A 14,324-nucleotide genomic window follows, 5' to 3' on the forward strand; every position below is an offset into this window, starting at 1 on the left:
CGGGCCGCCGCCGCATAGAGGTGCTCATCACTCGATGCCAGAGGATGTGAACAGACCGCAGCTCACGGCAGAGGCCGTTCCGCTGCCGCTCTGTGTCGTGGATCTCCAGGGCCGCATGGTCGACATGAACAGCGCATTTGCCGGGCTTGCGGGGCTCGCGCGAGTTGGTGGCCCAATCGCCGATCTCGATATCCTGCCGGAATGGGCGCTTGCGGAGGCGCTCGATCGGATCGCGTCCGGAATGGCCCCGTGTTCGCGGCCGCTGCCCGGCACGGGCCGGGTTCGTGGTCGTTCCGTCCTGCTTTCGGTGACCGGCCATGGTGGCGCTTCCGCCAGGGGCCTGATCGTCACGATCCTCCCGTCCGTCGACGGCCAGATTGCCGAACAGGAGCAGCGCGCGAGCTTCGCGCTCGAGAGCGCGGGGCAATGGATCTGGGAACTCGATATCGCGACGCGGACCGTCTGGCGCTCCGAGGGGTGGCAGCGCGCGCTCGGCTTTCGTGCCGATGAGCGCGTCGACGATGGCGAGCCCTGGGGCATCGTCCATCCGGACGATCGTGATGCCGCCGCCGCCATGGCGGAGCGGGTGATCGCCGGCGAGGCCGAGATGTTCGAGGCGACCTATCGCCTTCGCCATCGCGACGGCAGCTGGCGCTGGTTCCTGAGCCGCGGGCGCATCGCGACGCGTCGGCCCGACGGCCGGCCCGAGCGGCTTCTGGCGACGACGATCGATGTTCACCGGCAGAAGGAGTCGGAGGAGCGCCTGACGGCGGCCATCGCGGAGAGCGCCGAGATCAGCCGCCGCCTTGCCGCGCTCAACAGCCAGCTCACCGAACTCTCCGATCGCGACGGGCTGACGGGACTTTCGAACCGTCGGGCCTTCGAGCGCGAATGGCGCCTCCTCGTGGCGCGATCGGCGGAGCGCGGCGAGGCGCTGTCGCTGGTGATGATCGACGTCGATTTCTTCAAGCAGTTCAACGATCGCATGGGCCATCTCGCCGGCGACGAGTGCCTGCGCAATGTCGCGACGCTGCTCGCCCGCGCCGCCTCGCGGTCCGATCTGGTCTGCCGCTATGGCGGCGAGGAGTTCGCGGTGTTGCTCGCCGGGGCCGGCGCGGCCGAGGCCGGGCTCTATGCGGGCCGCGTGATGGAGGCCGTCGAGCATCTGGCGGAGCCGCATCCGGCAAGCCCCTTCGGCCGGCTCACGATCAGCATCGGGCTTGCGACGCTCGCTTCCGGCGAGGCGGCCGAGCGGCTGCTGCAGCGCGCGGACGACGCGCTCTACGAGGCGAAGCGGGCCGGACGGAACCGGATCGGCGTCGCCCGCGCGCATTCCGGCCGATCGGCGAGCGCCTGACTTTCGTGATGCGCAATTGCTGTGACTTGCGGCGGGCCGCCACGGGCGCGGCCCGCTTTCTCCTGTAAGCTGACGTCACGCGGACCGATCCACCCTGCAACAGGCAATGCGGATGGCCTTCCACGCCGACCTTCACGTCCATTCCAAATATTCCCGCGCCACCAGCCGCGATCTCGATCTCGAGCACCTTGCGCTCTGGGGCGCGCGCAAGGGCATTTCGGTCGTGGGTACGGGCGACTGCGTCCATCCCGCCTGGCTCGCCGAGATCAAGGACAAGCTGCTGCCGCTCGGCAACGGGCTCTTCCGCCTCAGGCCGGAGATCGAGGCGGCGGTCTGGGAGAAGCTGCCGCCGAGCTGCCGCCGGCCGGTCTCCTTCATGCTCTCGACCGAGATCTCGACGATCTACAAGAAGGGCGACAAGACGCGGAAGATCCACCACCTGATCTACGCCGCCGACCTCGACGCCGCCGATCGCCTCGCCGCGTCGCTGGCGCGGATCGGCAATATCGCCTCGGACGGGCGCCCGATCCTGGGGCTCGATTCGCGCGACCTGCTGGAGATCGCGCTCGAATCCGGTCCCGATTCCTATCTGGTTCCGGCCCATATCTGGACGCCATGGTTCGCGGCGCTCGGCTCGCAATCGGGCTTCGATTCGATCGCCGAATGCTATGGCGATCTCGCCGACCACATCTTCGCCGTCGAGACGGGGCTCTCCTCGGATCCGGCGATGAACTGGCGCATCTCCTTCCTCGACCGCTATCGCCTGACGTCGAATTCCGATGCCCATTCGCCGGGCAAGCTCGGCCGCGAGGCGACGCGCTTCACCTGTGAGGCCGACTATTTCGCGATCCGCCGCGCGCTGGAGACGGGCGAGGGCTATGGCGGAACGGTCGAGTTCTTCCCAGAAGAGGGCAAGTATCACATGGACGGACACCGCAATTGCGGCGTCCGTCTCGACCCGAAGGAAACGCTGGCGCTCGGCGGTCGTTGCCCGGTCTGCGGCAAGGCCGTGACCGTCGGCGTCGCGCATCGGGTGGAGATGCTGGCCGATCGCAGCGAGGAAGAGGCGTTGCCGCCGCAGACGGCCGGCGCGGTCGCGAGCCTCGTGCCGCTGCCGGAAATGCTCTCCGAGATCATCGGCAGCGGCGTCGCCTCGAAGGCGGTGGCGTCCGCCTATGACCGCACGGGCGCCGCGCTCGGCCCGGAACTCGACATGCTGACGGAACTGCCGGTCGAGGACATTGCGCGCATCGATCCGCTGATGGGCGAGGCGGTGACGCGGCTGCGCGCCGGCCAGGTGATCCGCGATCCCGGCTATGACGGCGAATATGGCGTGATCCGCCTGTTCGAGACGGGCGAACTCGACCGGCTCGCGAAAGGCGACTTCCTCTTCGAGGCTCCGCTCGCCCGCCGCAAGCGCGCCGTCGGGCGGATTGTCCCGGCCGAGGCGAGCCCGGAGGCCTCTGCCGAGGCGCCAGCAGCTTCGCCCGCCTCTGGGCGGAGCGGCGTGCTGGCCGGGCTCGATGCCGACCAGGCGGAGGCGGCCGCCGCGACCGAAGGCCCGCTGATGGTGATTGCCGGGCCCGGCTCCGGCAAGACGCGGATGCTGACGCATCGCCTGGCGCATATCGTCCTGGAACAGGACGTGCCGTCGTCCGCCTGCCTCGCCGTCACCTTCACGCGCAAGGCGACCGAGGAATTGCGGGCGCGGCTGCTCGCGCTGCTCGGCGAGCGCGGGGCGGGAATCGCGGTCGAGAGCTTCCATTCGCTCGGTCTGGCGATCCTCAGGGCGCATGGCGCGCGGCTCGGCCTGCACCCGGATTTCCGCATCGCGTCCGAGGCGGAGCGGCGTGCCGCGCTGGTCTCCGCGCTCGGCGTGACCGATGGCCGGGCGGGGCAATTGCTGAAGGCGGTCTCGGTCCTGAAGCGGAGCGGCGGGCAGGGCGCAGGCGAGGAAGCGGCAGCGCGCGCGGCGCTGGCCGAGGCCGGCCGTGCCGGGGGCTTCCTCGATTTCGATGATCTGGTCGTGCGCGCCGCGGACCTGCTCGAGACCCATCCCGAGATCGCCGCGCTCTGGCAGGGGCGCTTCGCGCATGTCGTCGCCGACGAGTTCCAGGATGTCGACGAGCAGCAATATCGTCTGCTGAAGCTGGTCGCGGGTGGCGGCGCCCTCTGCGTCATCGGTGATCCCGACCAGGCGATCTATGGCTTCCGCGGCGCGGACGCGGCCTGTTTCGAGCGCTTCGCCCGCGATTTCCCGTCCGCGCCGACGCTCCGCCTCGCACGCAACTATCGCTCGAGCGGCACGATCGTCGCGGCGAGCGCCGCGCTGCTCGGGCGCGAAGCGCGCGGGATCACGCGGCCGATGGGCGAGAAGATCATTCTCGACGCGAGCCCCGACGAGGCGGGCGAGGCGGAGTTCGTCACCGCGACGATCGAGGATCTGCTCGGCGGGCACGATCTGCTCGCCGCGCAGCGCGAGCGCGGCGTCCGCAGCCCGGCCGGAGCGCTCGGTTTCGCCGATTGCGCCGTGCTCTATCGCACCGATGCGCAGGCGGCCGCGTTCCGGACCGCCTTCGACCGGGCCGGCATTCCCTACATGAAGAGCACGCCCGCCTCGATCGCCGGCCATGCCGGTGTCGTCGCGATCCTCGCCGCGCTCGGCGCCGAACCAAGCGACGGGGATCTCGCCGATCGCATCGGCCACGCCGCCGAGGCGGCGCGCCGGTCGGGCACGGCGGATGCGGCCATTCTCGCCGAGGCCCGCGGCTGGCTCCTTTCGCTCGCTGCGTCGGATGCCGTCGCCGGTGACCCGGCCCGTCTGGCGGAGCAGGTGGCGCTCTCGACCGAAGCCGATTTTCGCGATGCCCGCGCCGATCGCGTGTCGCTCCTCACCATGCATGCGGCCAAGGGGCTCGAATTCGCGGTGGTCTTCGTCGTCGGCCTCGAAAACGGGCTGATGCCCTTCGCCTTTGACGGCACGACGGACGACAGCGTGCTGGCCGAAGAGCGTCGGCTGCTCTATGTCGCGATGACCCGCGCCCGCGAGCGGCTCTTTCTGACGCGAGCGGGCGAGCGCTCCTGGCGCGGCGCCGTCCGCGCTTTCCCGGCGTCACCCTTCCTGGCAACGCTGCCGGCCGAGCTGACGGCGCGCTCCGGCTCCGCCGGAAAGCGCCGCCCGCGGGTCCAGCAATTGAGGCTTTTCTGATGGCATCGCTCATGCCGCCCATCGCGCGGCTTCGTTTCCGCCATCCCAAGGTGGTGCACGCGCTGCGCGTCGCGGTCGGCGTGCTGATCTGCATCGCCATCTCGATCTATATCGATCCGCCCTATGCCCAGTGGATCACCATATCCTTCCTCGTCGTCACGGCGGGCCTGCAGCATCACGGCAATATCCGCCGCAAGGCGATCGAGCGCGCGCTCGGCACGCTCATCGGCGCCGCGGTCGGCGTGCTGATCCTCGGGCAGCAGCAGCTCATCGGCCTCTCAGTGCTGACCTATCTGCTGATCGCGGCGGCAAGCGCGGTCTGCGCCTATTATGCCGTCGGCAAGGGCGGCTATACGGCGCTCCTCTCAGCGATCACGCTCGTCATCGTCGCCGGCCATGGCACGGAGCCGATCGACGAGGGGCTGTGGCGCGCCGTCAATGTGATCATCGGCGTCGCGCTCGCGCTTGCCCTGTCGCTTGCGGCGCCGCTCTATGCGACCTGGTTCTGGCGGGAGACGCTGGCCGACGCGTTGCGCCAGAGCGCCGAACTCGTCCGCGGCATGGGGCCCGGCGCTGCCGCCGGCGATGAACGCCCGCTGGACACGACGCTGCAGCAGCTCCGGCCGCTCATGCCGTCCGTCTCCAGCGAGACCGGCGTCCCGGTTTCCGCGCTGGAGACGATCCAGCGCAACCTGCGCCTTGTGCTCGCGGGCGTCGAATTCTCGCTGCTGTCGGGCACCGTTCCGGAACACCGGGACGAGATCGTGCGGCGGTTCGAGGCGATCGACGCCGCGCTCTCGGGCACCTCGGGCGCGGCACTGGCCACGGCTCCGGCGGTCGCCGACGCCGCGACGGCCCGCGACGAGACGGGCGACCAGATCCTGCTCGGGCTCGAAGGGCTCCGCATCGCGCTGGCGGGGGCTCCCGCGCTCTGGCGCGTCTGACGCCTCACCAGGCGAGGCTGCGCCGTCCGATCAGTCCGCCGGCGGCGGTGACGATGCCGATCGCGATGACATACCAGGTCGCGACGAAGAGCGGGCTGTCGTCCGGGCAGTGCCAGGCATAGACCGCCGCGGCGATGGCGCCGGCCGCGAGGCCCGCGGCGGCGCCGGCGAGCGCCGGGTTCTCCGGCGCGCCGGCCTTCAGTGCCGCGAGGAAGGCGGCGAGCGGCGCGAGCGCCAGCACGGGAATGAAGAAGACGCAGAACGCCGCATGCTGGCCGCGCCAGCTGCTGACCCAATCGGCGGGCGGCAAAAGGGCGAGCTCGGTGACGACGGCGGCGACGAGCAGGCCGAGCGGCACCAGCAGCATCAGCGCCCGCGTCCGCGCCGGAAGATCGGGTTTGCCGATCCGGTAGACCAGCGCCGAGGCGAGGATCGCGAGCAGCAGCGTCTCGCCGACCTTGAAGATCACGCGGGCCGTCTCGAACACGCTGGCGAGATTATGACGCAGGCCCACGGTCACGATGAGGAGCAGCGCGGCGACGACGACGCCGGCGAGCAGCGCCAGCGTGATCCGCCGGCCAAGGCTCATGCCGGCCGGTGCGTCCTCCTCCAGGAGGCGGATCAGATCATTCGTCTTCATGCCTGTCTCTCCGATAGAAGGCGGCGAGCGATTTCAGCGCGCGATGCAACGCGACCCGCACGGCGCCTTCGCTCATCTTCAGCCGCTCCGCCGTCTCGCGGACCCCCGCACCCTCGACCGAGATCGAGCGCACGATGTCGCGCTGGGGATCCTTGAGCCGCGCGAGCAGACGTTCCGCATCGACGCGCTCGGAGCCGTCCGCCTGCGCCTCCGCAGGGAGCCATTCGACGACATCGTCGATCGGGATATCAACCCGCCGCCCGCGCCGCCGGAGGCTGTCGATCATCTTGTTCCGCACGATGGTCGAGAGCCACGGCCCGATCGGGCGCGCGGGATCCCAGGTGCCGCGCTTCAGATGGATGGCCAGCAATACTTCCTGCACCACGTCCTCGGCCTCGCTCGGCGGCGCTCCGAACTGGTCGCAGCGCCGGCGCGCCATAGCGCGCAGCCGGGGCGTCACGGCGTGGAGAAAGCGATGATAGGCCTCCGCGTCGCCGCCAACGGCGCGACGCATCCAGTCTGCCCAGTCCGCCTCGCTCGCCAAGAACGTCCCTCAAAGCCTAGCTACGCTGCCGAACACGCCTTCGTTACCGAGGCGGCGAAATTTCCCGCGCTTCGGTCCGCCAACGCCGTCGCGGCGCACCGCGCGAAAAAAAACATCGCCCTCTTCTGTAACGAACCTTGCGGCCTTCGCGTAGCCCCGGATGTCGGCCAATCGGGGCCGGCACGACAGGGAACTCACCAACATGAACACCCGTATCGCCGCACTCGCTCTCGCCGGATCGCTCGCCTCGGCGCTCGCCGCCTTCGCCGCAACGCCGGCTGCCGCCGCCGACACGGAGAAGTGCTACGGCATCGCGCTCAAGGGGCAGAACGACTGCGCCGCCGGCTCGCACAACTGCGCCGGCATGTCCAAGGTCGATTACGACAAGGGCTCGTTCAAGCTGGTTCCCACGGGCACCTGCACCACGATCAAGGGCTCGCTGAAGCCGCACAAGATGTGATCCGGCGCCGCCGCGCTGGAGCGGCGGCCTCCCTTCCTCCCATTCTCGATCCGGAGTCCAACCATGTCTCGCAATCACGGCGTCGCTCTCGCCGCCTCGCTCGCCGCCGCCCTCACGCTTCTGAGCCTGCCGGCTTCGGCCGATGAGGCCAAGGAGAAGTGCTGGGGCGTCGCCCTCAAGGGCCAGAACGACTGCGCCGCCGGTCCGGGCACGACCTGCGCCGGCACCTCGAAGGTCGATTACCAGGGTAATTCCTGGAAGCTGGTTCCGGCGGGAAGCTGCGCGACGATGCAGACCCCGTTCGGGCCGGGCTCGCTGATGCCGATCAAGCGCCCCGCCTGATCCGCTTCCCCCGCGGCGGGCGCCGTGCCCGCCGCTCTCTTCTCCCGGAAGATCATCCCATGAAACCGTCGAACCTCCCGGCCGGCGCAGGCGTCGGCTTCAAGCCGCAGCATTTCGGCGCGATCACGGCCGAGCCGCAGCCGCTCGCCTTCTTCGAGGTCCATGCCGAGAACTATATGGGGGCCGGCGGCCTGCCGCATGCACAGCTCGCGCGGCTGCGGCAGGACTATGCGCTGTCGATCCATGGCGTCGGCCTGTCGATCGGCGCCGACCAGGTGCTCGACGGCGCGCATCTCGCCCGCCTCAAGGCGCTCTGCGATCGGTATCAGCCGGAGAGCTTTTCCGAGCATCTCGCCTGGTCGAGCCATGGCGATGTCTTCCTGAACGATCTGCTGCCGCTGCCCTATACCGAGGCGACGCTCGCCCGCGTCATCGAGCATGTCGACCGCGTGCAGACGACGCTCGGACGCGCCATGCTGCTCGAAAATCCGGCGACCTATCTCCTCTTCGCCGAGAGCACCATTCCCGAGACGGAATTCCTCGCCGACGTGGTGCGGCGCACGGGCTGCGGGCTGCTGCTCGACGTCAACAATGTCTTCGTCGCCGCGACCAACCATCATCGCTCGGCCGAGGACTACCTCGCCGCCTTTCCGCTCGATCGCGTCGGCGAGATCCACCTCGCCGGGCACGAGGCGGACACCGACGAGATCGGCGCGCCGCTGCTGATCGATGCGCATTCGACGCCGGTGCCCGATCCGGTCTGGGCGCTCTATGCGAGCGTGATCGCGCGCATCGGTCCGGTCGCGAGCCTCGTCGAATGGGACAATGACGTGCCGGACTGGCCGGTGCTGCGGCGTGAGGCGGAGGCGGCCGGGCGCGTGCTCGCCGCCTCGGCGAAGCGCGTGGCGGCATGAGGATGAGCGCGATGCAGCCATTCCTCGCCGTTCCCGATCGCCAGTCCGGTTTCGCCGCCGCCGTGATGCAGGTGGCGGGGCCGTTGCCCGACGGGCTGACGGCCTGGCACGGGCAGCCGCCCGAGGCGCGCTTTTCGGTCTATCGCAACAATGTGCAGGCCGGTCTCGCCCGTGCGCTGGCGAGCCGCTTTCCGGCCGGCGAGCGGATCGTGGGGCCGGATTTCTTCGCGGCCATGGCGCGGACCTATGTCGAGCTCCATCCGCCGCGCTCGCCGGTGTTGCTCGGCTATGGCGACGACTTCCCGGATTTCGTCGCGGCGTTCGAGCCCGCGGCCTCGGTGCCCTATCTCGCCGACGTCCTGCGCATCGAGGTGGCGCGAAGCCGCGCCTACCACGCGGCCGACCTGCCGCCGCTCGATCCGGCCGAACTCGCGGACATACCGCCCGAAGCGGTGGGGGCCCTGCGTTTTCGCCTGCATCCGACCGTGCATCTCGTGCGCTCGCCGCATCCCGTGGTGACGATCTGGACCATGAATGCCGAGGGCGGCGAACCCGGACCGATCGACGACTGGCTGGGCGAGGACGCGCTCGTCGTCCGCCCGCATCTGGCCGTCGCGGTTCATCGCCTGCCGTCCGGTGGGGCCGCCTTCATCGCGGCGCTGGGAGACGGTGCCACGCTCGCCGAGGCCGCGGAGGCCGGCGCCGTAGCGTCGGATCATTTCGATCTCGCCGCCAATCTGACCGGCGCCCTTTCGAGCGGCGTCTTCTCGCGCATCGCTGAAGGGAGGTTTCCATGACCCACACGATCTCGACTGCGGAGAGGCCGGCGTCCCGCCATCTGCCGCAGCTCCTGGACGGCGCGCTCCAGCGCCTCGGTCTCATCCCCGCCGATCTGATCGCGCTGGTCGCGCGGCTCTCGATCGCCGGCGTGTTCTGGCAGTCGGGCCAGACCAAGGTCGAGGGCTGGCACGTCACCGACAGCGCCGTCTATCTCTTCGCCAACGAATATCGCCTGCCGCTGGTCGATCCGTGGCTGGCGGCGCATCTGGCCGCCTTCGCCGAGCATTTCTTTCCCGTTCTGCTGGTGCTCGGCCTCGCGAGCCGCCTGTCGGCGCTCGCCCTGCTCGGCATGACGCTGGTGATCGAGGTCTTCGTCTATCCCGACGCCTGGCCGACGCATGGCACCTGGGCCGTCTGCCTGCTCTTCATCATGAAGCAGGGGCCGGGCGTCCTGTCGCTCGATTATCTTATCGCGCGCCGCGTCCGGCGCTGAACTCAGAGCGAGGCGGCGCGCCGGAAGAAGGGCAGGTTGCGGGCGAGGCCGATGGCAGCGGCCTGCAGCGTCTCGGCCTCCTCCGGACGGCTGCCTCCGATCCGCCGGGCCGCCCGTTCCAGGGCGGCGCCGGCCTTGTCGGGCGCGGCGCGAAGCCGGCGCAGCCGTTCGAGTGCGGCCGAAAGGCTGCGCGACGTGCCCGGCGGCAGGCCATCCTCGCCGCGGAGCGCATGCAGACTGATCGCCGCCGTGCCGAGGCGCAGCACCGCGAGGCCGCCTTCGACGGCCGGTCCCCGCTCGCTGCCGGTCTTCTCAGCCCAGCGCACCAGGCGCAGCAGGCGATGATAGAGCCGGGCGCGCCAGAGCGCCCGATCCGCCGGAAGCCGTGCATCGGCCGCCATCGCCTCGATCTCGCGCACCATCATGGCGATCAGCGTATCCATCCGCCGCCGCGCGCCGGCCGGGAAGACGAAGCGATAGGCGGCGAGGGCGACGAGCGGGGCGAGCGCCACCGCCGCGGCCGTGGCGAGCGACTGGCCGGGCGTGCCGGTGAGCGGATAATGCGGCACGAGCAGCAGCAGCATGACCATGTTGTAGTCGAAGCCGATCGGCGCCGTGCGCGGATGCGCGAGCAGCGGCGCGCCGACGAGGATGAACGGCATCATCATGAGGACGAGTTCGAGCTCGCCCTGCGCATGCGGCCACACGATCCAGCGGCAGAGCAGCGCCCCCGCCGCACCCACGATCTGCCCGAGGAAGATGAAGCGCATCGTCGCCGCCGGGTCGTCGAAGGTCGAGAACAGCGACGTCATGATCGCGACGCCGAGCAGCACGAAGGGGCCGGCATGCCATCCGGTCGCGATCCAGACGGCGCCGACCGCCAGCATCACCAGAAAGGAACGGATCGTCGCCTCGCGTGCGCCGACCCAGTCGCGATGCAGCGCCACGGGAAAATGCTGGTGGCGCGGCGTCTCGTCCGGCGCCGGCGTGGCGAAATGGGCCGCGAGGGCTGCCGTCAGTCGCTCCAATACGTCGCGGAGCGCCGGGTCGCTCGTCGTCGACGCCTCGGTAAGCGCAGCCAGCGCGCGCTGCGGATCGGCCGCCGTCTCAAGCGCCTCGGCTGCGCGGCGGAGCGCTGCGGCGCTCGCATGGTCCGCTTCGCCGCGCGGCCGGCTTCTCAGCCAGATCAGCGCGGAGATCGCGGCCGCGAGCACGACGCGGAGGCTGCGCGCCGATCGACGCGAGCGCAGCGAGCCGGCGCCATGGGGGTCGAGCGTCTCGTCGATCGCGGCCATCTCGGAGAGATCGGCCTCGACCTTGCGCGGGTCGGCCGCGGCGCCCGAAGCGAGGCGGTCCGCCATGGCGCGGAGGATGCCGGCGAGCAGCCGGCGGATCCGTCCGGCGAGCGCGTCTTCGCCGGCGGGCGGCGTCAACAGCCAGCCGACGATCAGCGCGACGGCGACGCCGACCGAGATCGTGGCGAGACGGTCGGCCCCGAGCGCGAAGACATGGTCGGGATGGGCCGTGTCGAGCAGCGCCACCATGGCGGCGGAATAGCCGGCGAGCATGGTGCCGTAGGAGACGAAGCCGCGCTGGATATTGCCGATCCCGGCGCAGAGGCTGGTCCAGAGCGCGAGGCCGAGGACGAGCAGGGCCGGCTCGCCGCGCGAGACCACCATGATCAGCATGCCGGCGGCCACGCCGCTGAGCGTGCCGGCAAAACGGAAGAACGCCTTTTCGGCCAACTGTCCGCGACCGGGCTGCGAGGCGGCCCAGACCGTCATCGCCGACCATTGCGGATGCTCGAGGCCGAGCAGCCAGGCCAGCAGCAGCGCGATGCAGGCGGCGAGCGCAGTGCGCAGGCAGAAGCGCAGCCGCGCCGGCTCGAAGCCGAGCCTGACCAGCGCGGCGGTCACGGTGCCGCATCCGGGCGGCCGGCCTCAAGACGGGCGTTGATCCGGGCGAACGCATCCATCAGCTGTGCGATCTCCGCATCGGAGAGATCGGCCAGCATCTCCGCCTCGGCGGCGTCGAGCCGCTCCCGAATGAAGGCGACGGCGGCATGGCCGGCCGCAGTCAGGTCGATGTGGCGTGCGCGGCGGTCGGCCTCGTCGGTCCGGCGGGCGACGAGCCCGCGTGTCTCCAGCAGGTCGATGAGGCGCACTAGGCTCGAACCGTCGAGGCCCATGCGCGCGGCCAGTTCCTTCTGGCTGATGCCGTCGCCGGATATGGCGAGATGCATCAGCGGCGCCCAGCTCGCGTCGGAGAGGCCGACGGCAGCGAGCTTTTCATCGAGCGCGGCGCGCCAGCGCCGCGCGGTCAGCACGAACTGCATGCCGAAACGGGGACGGGGAGGGGAAGTGACCGACATCCGATATGAATGACATAGAAATGATTGATATTCAAATCATATAGCCGTGACACAGGATGATGCTCGCCGCCGCCGGCTGCTTCTCAGGCGCGCGGGAGGCTGATCTCGGCGCGGAGGCCGCCCTCGGGCCGGTTGGCGAGGGCGAGCGTTCCGCCATGGGCGCGGATGATGCTGCGCGCGATCGCGAGGCCGAGGCCGATGCCGCCCGTCTCGGCGTTGCGCGACGGCTCGATCCGCACGAAGGGCTGGAACGCCTCCTCGATCCGCCCTTCGGGGAGGCCGGGTCCGGAATCGTCGATCGTGATGCGGACGCCGCCCGCGTCGGGTGCGGCGGTGACATCGGCATGGCCGCCATAGCGGATCGCGTTTTCGATCAGGTTGCGCAGCGCGCGCTTCAGCGCCACCGGGCGACAGGGATAGGGCAGGGGCGCGGCGCCGGAGACGGCCACGGCGCCACCGGCGAGCCGGAACTCCTCGGCGACATCGCCGATCAGTCCCGCGAGGTCGATCGTCGCCGTCGGCTCGGTCGTGGCCTCGGCACGGGTGAAGGCGAGCGTCGCCTCGCAGATCACCGTCAGCTCGTCGAGCGTCGCGACGATATCCTCGCGCATCGCCTCGTCCTCGATGAACTCAGCCTTGAGCCGCAGCGTCGTCAGCGGCGTGCGGAGGTCGTGGCTGATGCTGGCGAGGAGGCGCAGCCTGTCCTTGAGGAAGAGGCTGAGCCGCTCCTGCATGGTGTTGAAGGCGCGCGTCACGGCCACGGCTTCCGAGGGGCCGATCTCCGGCAGCCGCTCGACGGCCTCGCCGCGGCCGAACCGCTCGGACGCGGCGGCGAGCGTGCGCAGCGAGCGCGTCTCGAGCCGAATGACGATCACCGCCATGAGGGCGACGGCCAGGGACGAAATCAGGAAGGAGAGTGTCGCGGCGCGGTTCCACTGCCCGGGAACCTCGATCCGGCTCCGCATCGTCGCCACGCGGCCATCGGCGAGCGGCACCGTCATGATCACCGCGGCCGCATGCGGCCGCGGGGGGCGCGGACGACCGTTGTCGTCGTCGTCATCGCCGTCCGGTGGCGCGGGGGGCGCCGGTGGCCCGGCCGAGGCGCCGCAGCCATGCTCGTCGGCACCGTCCGGGTCGATCGTGACGCCCGGCTCACCGGTCTCGACGCCGTGCAGCATGCGTTTCAGGATGCGGGCGAGGCCGCGTTCGACGGAGGTGTCGCCGGGCGGCGGCGCGGCCTGCGTGACGCCGGCGCAGGTCTCGCGCGAGCGAAAGGCGGCTGCGATCCGTTCGCCCTCGTCCGGCGGATAGGCGGCGAGCAGGCGAACGAAGGTGACCGTCTGGTTGAGCGCCTGGCTGTGCGCGATGCCGTCGACCATCGCATCGCGCTGGCTGCGGAGCACGACGAGGAGCGCGATCTGCGCGAGCGCCAGCGCCGCCACGAGCAGGACGACGAGGCGGCCGGCGAGGCTGGACGGCCAGAGGCGGCGCAGCATCGCCATCACGGCAGCATCTCGACCTTGGCGGCGAAGGAATAGCCGTCGCCCCAGATGGTCTTGATCAGGGTCGGATGCTGCGGATCACGCTCGATCCGGCGCCGCAGGCGGCTGACCAGATTGTCGATCGAGCGGTCGAAGACCTGCGCGGCGCGTCCCGCCGTGATGTCGAGCAACTGGTCGCGCGTGAGCACCATCCCGGGCCGGGTCACGAAGGCGAGCAGCAGGCGGAATTCGGCCGTTCCCAGCAGGGCCTCGTTGCCATCCTCGTCGATCAGCGTGCGGCGGGCGGTGTCGAGCGTCCAGCGCTCGAAGCGATAGCGCGCGTTTTCGCCCTCGGCCGCCGGCCGCGGCACGGCGGCGGAACGGCGCAGGATGGCGCGAATGCGCGCGAGCAGTTCGCGCGGGCTGAATGGCTTGGTCACATAGTCGTCGGCGCCAAGTTCGAGGCCCACGATGCGGTCGGTCTCTTCGGAGACGGCGGTGAGCAGCACGACCGGAATCTCGCTCGCCTGGCGGAGCTGGCGGCAGAGTGAAAGCCCGTCCTCGCCCGGCATCATGATGTCGAGCACGACGAGATCGATCGAGGCCGAGCGCATGACCTGCCGCATCTCGGGCCCGCCCGAGGCGGTCGAGACGCGCATTCCGTTCTTGGCGAGGTATTTGGCGAGCAGTTCGCGGATCTCGCGATGATCGTCCACGACGAGAATATGCGGCGTCCGTTCCATGGCGTTCCAGCGATGCGCCCTTTGCAGCATCGGGCGCCGATCCGAAA

At 70.3% G+C, this 14,324-nt stretch carries 14 protein-coding genes; 8 read left to right on the forward strand and 6 right to left on the reverse strand.

What is annotated here, in order from left to right:
• The first annotated feature begins 46 nt into the window (after positions 1–46).
• The 3 genes from GGR25_RS17510 (at position 47) to GGR25_RS17520 (ending at position 5,509) form a co-directional block, all read left to right on the forward strand.
• Positions 47–1,357 (forward strand): diguanylate cyclase, encoded by a 1,311-nt coding sequence (locus tag GGR25_RS17510; protein WP_183400106.1) that lies wholly within the window; start codon positions 47–49, stop codon positions 1,355–1,357.
• 112 nt (positions 1,358–1,469) lie between these two features.
• Positions 1,470–4,565, forward strand: a complete 3,096-nt coding sequence (locus GGR25_RS17515; RefSeq protein WP_183400107.1) for a UvrD-helicase domain-containing protein — start codon at positions 1,470–1,472, stop codon at positions 4,563–4,565.
• On the forward strand, positions 4,565–5,509 hold the full coding sequence (locus tag GGR25_RS17520) for an FUSC family protein (protein ID WP_183400108.1): 945 nt from the start codon (positions 4,565–4,567) through the stop codon (positions 5,507–5,509). The genes GGR25_RS17515 and GGR25_RS17520 overlap by 1 nt, the downstream gene beginning before the upstream one ends.
• A 4-nt stretch (positions 5,510–5,513) precedes the next feature.
• Here GGR25_RS17520 and GGR25_RS17525 read toward each other — a convergent pair whose 3' ends face one another.
• Together GGR25_RS17525 and GGR25_RS17530 are read right to left on the reverse strand one after the other, a co-directional pair.
• The gene (locus GGR25_RS17525; RefSeq protein ID WP_183400109.1) at positions 5,514–6,149 is read right to left on the reverse strand and encodes an NrsF family protein; all 636 of its coding nucleotides are present in this window, start codon (positions 6,147–6,149) and stop codon (positions 5,514–5,516) included.
• On the reverse strand, positions 6,136–6,663 hold the full coding sequence (locus GGR25_RS17530; RefSeq protein ID WP_183400110.1) for a sigma-70 family RNA polymerase sigma factor: 528 nt from the start codon (positions 6,661–6,663) through the stop codon (positions 6,136–6,138). Before GGR25_RS17530 ends, GGR25_RS17525 begins: the two co-directional genes overlap by 14 nt.
• A gap of 232 nt (positions 6,664–6,895) precedes the next feature.
• Between GGR25_RS17530 and GGR25_RS17535 the strand changes: the two genes are divergently transcribed.
• From GGR25_RS17535 to GGR25_RS17555, 5 genes are all read left to right on the forward strand, one after another.
• The gene (locus GGR25_RS17535) at positions 6,896–7,153 is read left to right on the forward strand and encodes a BufA1 family periplasmic bufferin-type metallophore (protein ID WP_183400111.1); all 258 of its coding nucleotides are present in this window, start codon (positions 6,896–6,898) and stop codon (positions 7,151–7,153) included.
• Between the two features lie 63 nt (positions 7,154–7,216).
• Positions 7,217–7,495 (forward strand): BufA1 family periplasmic bufferin-type metallophore, encoded by a 279-nt coding sequence (locus GGR25_RS17540; protein WP_183400112.1) that lies wholly within the window; start codon positions 7,217–7,219, stop codon positions 7,493–7,495.
• Positions 7,496–7,554: 59 nt separating this feature from the next.
• Positions 7,555–8,409, forward strand: coding sequence for an MNIO family bufferin maturase (gene bufB, locus GGR25_RS17545; RefSeq protein ID WP_183400113.1), 855 nt, complete (start codon positions 7,555–7,557; stop codon positions 8,407–8,409).
• A gap of 11 nt (positions 8,410–8,420) precedes the next feature.
• Positions 8,421–9,206, forward strand: a complete 786-nt coding sequence (locus GGR25_RS17550) for an HvfC/BufC N-terminal domain-containing protein (RefSeq protein WP_183400114.1) — start codon at positions 8,421–8,423, stop codon at positions 9,204–9,206.
• A complete protein-coding gene (locus tag GGR25_RS17555; protein ID WP_183400115.1) occupies positions 9,203–9,682 on the forward strand; it encodes a DoxX family protein in 480 nt (159 codons plus the stop codon). Before GGR25_RS17550 ends, GGR25_RS17555 begins: the two co-directional genes overlap by 4 nt.
• Positions 9,683–9,684: 2 nt before the next feature.
• Here GGR25_RS17555 and GGR25_RS17560 read toward each other — a convergent pair whose 3' ends face one another.
• The 4 genes from GGR25_RS17560 to GGR25_RS17575 form a co-directional block, all read right to left on the reverse strand.
• A complete protein-coding gene (locus GGR25_RS17560) occupies positions 9,685–11,598 on the reverse strand; it encodes an FUSC family protein (RefSeq protein ID WP_183400116.1) in 1,914 nt (637 codons plus the stop codon).
• Complete coding sequence (locus GGR25_RS17565) at positions 11,595–12,053, reverse strand: MarR family winged helix-turn-helix transcriptional regulator (RefSeq protein ID WP_183400117.1); 459 nt, start codon at positions 12,051–12,053, stop codon at positions 11,595–11,597. Before GGR25_RS17565 ends, GGR25_RS17560 begins: the two co-directional genes overlap by 4 nt.
• An 83-nt stretch (positions 12,054–12,136) precedes the next feature.
• Entirely contained in the window at positions 12,137–13,555 is a 1,419-nt protein-coding gene (locus GGR25_RS17570) for an ATP-binding protein (protein ID WP_246409892.1), read from the reverse strand.
• Positions 13,555–14,277, reverse strand: coding sequence for a response regulator (locus GGR25_RS17575; RefSeq protein ID WP_183400354.1), 723 nt, complete (start codon positions 14,275–14,277; stop codon positions 13,555–13,557). The genes GGR25_RS17570 and GGR25_RS17575 overlap by 1 nt, the downstream gene beginning before the upstream one ends.
• Positions 14,278–14,324 lie beyond the last annotated feature (47 nt).

The sequence above is a fragment of the Kaistia hirudinis genome (assembly GCF_014196455.1).
Classification (GTDB): Bacteria; Pseudomonadota; Alphaproteobacteria; order Rhizobiales; family Kaistiaceae; genus Kaistia; species Kaistia hirudinis.